This is a genomic window from Peptostreptococcus sp. D1 (assembly GCF_900112955.1).
Classification (GTDB): Bacteria; Bacillota; Clostridia; order Peptostreptococcales; family Peptostreptococcaceae; genus Peptostreptococcus.
Window position 1 is genome coordinate 1 of sequence record NZ_FONP01000027.1, and the last position, 5,732, is coordinate 5,732.

General features: G+C 31.4%; 3 protein-coding genes. All 3 read left to right on the forward strand.

The window, feature by feature from the left end; translation table 11 throughout:
- Positions 1 to 491, forward strand: a 491-nt coding sequence (locus tag BM120_RS10500) for a SpaA isopeptide-forming pilin-related protein (RefSeq protein ID WP_143076544.1), incomplete at its 5' end; no start/stop codon positions are given.
- Positions 492 to 838: 347 nt separating this feature from the next.
- The gene (locus BM120_RS10505) at positions 839 to 3,406 is read left to right on the forward strand and encodes a cell wall-binding repeat-containing protein (protein ID WP_091995812.1); all 2,568 of its coding nucleotides are present in this window, start codon (positions 839 to 841) and stop codon (positions 3,404 to 3,406) included.
- Between the two features lie 115 nt (positions 3,407 to 3,521).
- Positions 3,522 to 5,732: cell wall-binding repeat-containing protein (locus tag BM120_RS10510; RefSeq protein ID WP_143076545.1), on the forward strand; the 2,211-nt coding region annotated here is incomplete at its 3' end.

Here is a 5,732-nt window from a genome sequence, read left to right on the forward strand (position 1 = left end):
CTGAAAAAACAAAGGTAAAATTCTCCAAGAAAGCATTGACAGCAAATGGAGAAGAATTGAAGGGTGCAACCATCAAGCTAACAAAAGAAAATGGCACAGTAATAAAAGAGTGGGTAACAGATGGAAAGCTAACAGAGTTTGAATTGGAAGACGGAAGCTATACATTTACAGAAATATCAGCACCGGATAAGTACCAAGTGGCAACAGCCATTACCTTTGAGGTAAAGGCTGGAAAGGTATTGGTAACAGGAACTGAAGTAAAAGGCAATACCATAGTAATGGTAGATAAGCTGAAAAAAACACCTATAACTCATCTGAGCACACCGACAACACAAAATATTGAAAAAATGAGAGCTTTAAACACAAGCATTAATAATACCTTGCCAAAAACAGGAGCTGGAGCAAGCTTATCTCCATATGGCATATTTATGGGATTGTTAGGAACGCTACTTATTACCATAGAGCTTAGAAAAAGAAGAAAAGAGAATTAAGCTACTATCTAGCATAAAAACAAAATAATTACCTTCGGATTTGATAGACATCAATTCCGGAGGTTGTTTTTGTTTATAAAGATACATTGTGAGAAAAATAAAATTAATAATCAAAAAGTATTGATATTGATTATTACTTGCTGTATAATTATTCATGATAAATGAAATGTTATTAACAGATTTTTGTAAAAATTACAATAGAAAACGTATAGAGCTAGGTGTACTAGACTTATAGTGAATGAATTAATTTTAATGCTTGTGTATGGTGCAGTAGCTTAATGTGACTAAGTTAAAGCATTCATTTGGTCAATTTAAAGCTATAATTAAGAGGGAAGGGGAGATTGTTTATGAAAAAGGGCTTGAGTTTATTTGTGGCAAGTGCGATGATTGTTGGTAATGTAGGCTCATCAATAAGTATATCTTATGCTGATGAAAACGATGTATCAAGAATTAGTGGAAAAGATAGATTCGAAACTTGCGCTGTGCTAAGCAAAAAAGCTTTTACAAAATCGGATATTGCTATTATTACATCCGGAGAAAGCTATCCGGATGCATTATCTAGTGGATCCTTTGCAACAAGATATAATGCACCTTTGCTGCTGGTTAAAAAGGATCATATGCCAGAGGTTATTTCAAATGAGTTAAAAAGGCTAGGTGTTAAAGAAGTAAAGATTATAGGTGGAGAAGATACCATTAGTAAAGCTTTATTTGATGAAATTTCGAAAAATTACAAAGCAGAGCGAATAAGTGGAGTAGATAGATTTGAAACATCAATTAAGGTGGCTGACAATATAAATAAAATTAAAGGAAATACAAGTGGAGATATATTTGTGAATGGTAATGTTTTTCCAGATGCATTGGTAGCTACATCTCTAGCAAGTAAATTAAATAAAAATGTTATACTTACTGATGGGAAAAATATATCGTCTTCATATAGAAAAGCTGAATCCTCTTCTAAGGAAGGAGATTTAATAGTAGGTGGAAAAAATTCAATAAATATACCGAGCGTTAAGGCACAACAAATAGGTGGTAAAGACAGATACGATACTGCTTTAAAGGTATCACAAAAGTATTTTCCAGATACAAAAAAGGTAATATTAGCTAATGGAGAGGAATATATAGATTCATTGTCTTCAAGCAATTTATTAGGAAAAGAAAACATACCTATTTTGTTAAATGAAAAAAATAATTTGAAAAAGGATGTAGAAAATTATATAAAAAATAATAAGATATCAAATATAACTTTAGTTGGTGGAACGCAAACACTTTCTAGCTATATAGAAAACTCTGTTAAAAATATTTTAGATGGATTTTCAAAAGCTGTTTCAAGTAGCTCTAAGCCTATAGCATCAATTCCAGGTAAGCCGAGTCAACCAAGCAAGCCATCAAATCCAAGTAATCCGAGTGAGCCAGGTAAGCCATCAAATCCAGAAGCTGGAAAGCTTAAATATAAGAATGGAACATATAGGGGTATTGGTGGTGGATTCTATGATACTGATGCCGACCGTAGAATGGAGGTTCAAATAACAATAAAGGATGATAAAATAACAGATTTTGAATTGTTGAAATTTGGGGACGACAATAGCTTTGAAGATAGCTATAGAAATTTTGAAAAGAAATTTTTACCAAAGATGAAATCAGATATAGGTGAGGTTTCTAAGATATATAATAGTATAGTAAATTGGTTAAATAGAAAGCCTGCCGATTACATAGATGTAGCCACTGGAGCAACTTACTCCAACAAAGGTGTAACATTAGCAATTTTAGATGCTTTAAAGCAAGCTGAAAATACGAATTTAGGTCAGCATGCAGCAAATAAAGTGAAGGATTTGTTTTTTACAAAGCAACCTAAAAGTGCTGTTTTGTACTTTGGAGATAATTTAAGCCTGAATGAATTTGAAATCACAATTAGATATTGGGATTCTAGTGCTGAAGATACCGTAGTAAAAATGAATGAATTAGAGAAATACGGTATTGAGGTTAATATTCCGGAAGGTACAGCTATTAGCAGCAAAAATTTAAAGATGAATGAAGATGGATTTTTTGATGTTGTATTTAAGCACAAAGAATCAAAAAAAGAAATTAGTGCTAAATTCCAAGTAAAAAAGAAGATAGTTTATGTAAGACCACTGAAAGAAATTGAAATAGAATTTAAAGATGGTACAAATAAAAAATTAAATGCTGACAATGAGAATGAATTTAATTATAAATTAGAGGTTAGCGAAGACGAGTATTCTAAAGGTATAAAAGAAATTAAAGCAAAGGATAGTAAAGGTGATCCCATAGAAGTAAAGAAATTTACTTATGAAAACGGAATTTGTTATATTACTTTAAAGAATAATGTAGTAGAAAGAGAATCAGTGAAAGAAAAGGATCGTAGATTTGATAATTTTAATATAGAATTAATTAAAAAAGAAATAAAAGAAGATAAAACAGATATTGAAGAAGGTGAAGCTGATGAGGATGAAGAAGAAAATGATGAAATTAAATTCCACAATGGTGTATACACTTCAAAAAAACCTGGATATAATTCAATTAAAAAATTAGAAGAACAAAAGGATAATCAATTAACCTTAACAGTTGAAGACGGAAAAATTAAGAAAATTGATTTTGAATATAATGATACAAATAATGAGTTATTTAAAAATCCTTTAGAGCAAAATAAAGAAAAGCTGTCTGAATATATTAAGAGAGATGAATTTAATTATTTTGAAAGTGAAGATCTTTTTGATAAAATAATCGAAATTTGTAATAACAATATTGACATTGAAGAAAAAAAGGGTCAAGGTAAAGTCAAAAAAGATTTTAAGGAAGTTAGAGAAATTGATGTTACTACAGGAGCAACTTATTCTACAAAAAGCTTATTTGAAGCAATAAAGGATGTATTGGAGCAAGCATTGCAAGGAAAGAATTAAATTTATTATGAATGAGAATTATGTTTAATAATTCCAGAATCGGTGACTTGGTAAATTATAGAAAATAAGTATTTAAAATTATAGAAAATAAATATTCAAGGGGGGAATTTTAAACGTGAGAAAAATAGACAAAGCGATATTGTTATCCTTGTCGTTAGCTTTGCTGCTGCCAATGCCAGCTATGGCAAAGGAAGGTAAGGTTACAAGGATATATGGAAAAGATAGGTATGAAACATCTTTAAAGGTGGCAGATGAGCTATCTAATTCTTATGAAAAAATAATAGTGGCGAATGGAGAAATTTTTTCGGATGCTTTATCTGGCTCTATACTAACAGAAGGAAAATATCCAATAGTATTAACTGCGAAGGACAAGCTAGATAGCTCAGTAAAAGCGAAAATATCTAAGGCAAAGGAAGTATATATTCTTGGTGGAAGTGAAACTATATCCTTGAATGTTGAAAATGATATTAAATCCCTTGGGAAGAAGGTATCAAGAGTACAAGGTATAGATAGATATGAAACCTCTGTAAAAATAGCAGATATTACGCGAAGCAAGGATTTAGTTTTAGTAAATGGAGACATTTTCCCGGATTCACTTATAGCATCAGGAATTGCACTTCTTAGCAATAAGTCGATATTACTAGTAAAATCTAATGAAATTCCAAAGAGTGTAGAGCAGTATATTAAAAATGTCAATCCAAGCTCTATAACGATTATAGGTGGAAATAAGTCAGTAAGTGATAGTATAGAAAAAGCTGCGAAGGCTCTTTCTAAAAATGTATCAAGGATATCTGGAAAGGATAGATATAGTACTTCATTGGAGGTTGCAAAGCAGTTTAAGGATTTAAAAAATATGATAATAGCTTCTGGTGAAAGCTTTTCAGATGCATTATCTGCTTCGTCAATTGCTGGGAAGTTAAAGGCACCGATTATTTTGATAGATGGTAAAAATGATGCTGTAGCATTGAAATACATAGAAAATAATAAAAAAGGTATAGATAATTTAAAGATTGTTGGTGGACCGAGATTGATATCAGAAAATATCTATAAGAGCATAGAAAATGTGTTTATAGAAGCAAAGGATAATAAAAAGCCTATTGCTAGTCTAAGACCAAATAGCAGTGCTAAGCCTGAATCAGACAAGATAAAGCCGAATCCTAAGCCAGATTCAAATCCACAACAGCCTAAATTGGCTGATAAGCCAGCAAATGGTATTTGGTACGGAACAGCCTTTGAAGGATATGGAGTTGAACAGTATGGAGCTAGTATAGTAAAGGTAGAGATAAGAGATGGAAAGATAAAGTCATCAGAAGCTATTAAGCATTGTGCATCAGATTCTGACTATATAAATCTTTCAAAAAAGCTTTTGCCTACAGTTAAGGATAAAAACACGTCCGATATTGATTCAATAATTAAAGAATTGTCTAATGAAGAGTATAAAAACCATGGAGAATATGCAGATGCTGTAACGGGTGCTACAAGAACCTCAAGAGGTTATGCAATTGCCATAAAAAATGCTATAGAAAGAGCAAGAAAATTTGAAGCTGATAAAAAAGAACAAAAAATTGCGTATATTAAAATAACAGGAGATAATGCAGATAGACCTGGGTTTGATAGGAGTAAAATTGCAGACAAATCTAATTTAAAAAACGGCATAAAAGCCGATTTTGACTTTGTTAGCTATGATATTGCAATGTCAGATGGTACTATTTTAAAGGATGTGAAATTCTCTGAGCTTGAAAAGTATAATATTACTTCTAACTATAAGCAAAATGAGGTATTAAATAGTGATAATAAGGATAGTATCACACTTACGGTACAAGATGAAACAGGCTATGCAGTTGAAACGATTAGATTAGCTGTGAAGCCAAAGGTTGAAAAGTTTAAAGTAAGACCGACACATGCACTTATAACCTTTGCAAAATCAGCAGATTCTGGCGATGCTGAAACAAAAAAGGTTGATATACAAGAGGATAGGTTTGCTTATGATCTTGGGACATTTAATCAAAAAATAGAAAAAGTTGAGCTATTTAAGGATGATAAGCTAATTAGTACAGGAGTATTTCATGAACGCTTTAACTATTGGTGGTTTGATATAAAGTATGATCTAAATGAAAATGAAATGTGGGAACATGATAAATATAGAATAACTACAAGAATAGTACAGCCTATTGTTCCAAAGCCTGAAAAACCTGAGTCTCCAAATCCGGAGGAATCTGAAGCTCCAAAGCCACCACAAAAAATAGAAGATTATTATCCAGCTAAATATGTATTTAAAGATAAAAAAACAAAGGAAAAGGTTGCAGAGATAGTACTAAAAAATGGT

Bases quoted from the DNA above. Each gene is read 5' to 3' on its own strand.
- BM120_RS10505 (WP_091995812.1), top strand. From the start codon at position 839: ATGAAAAAGGGCTTGAGTTTATTTGTGGCAAGTGCGATGATTGTTGGT.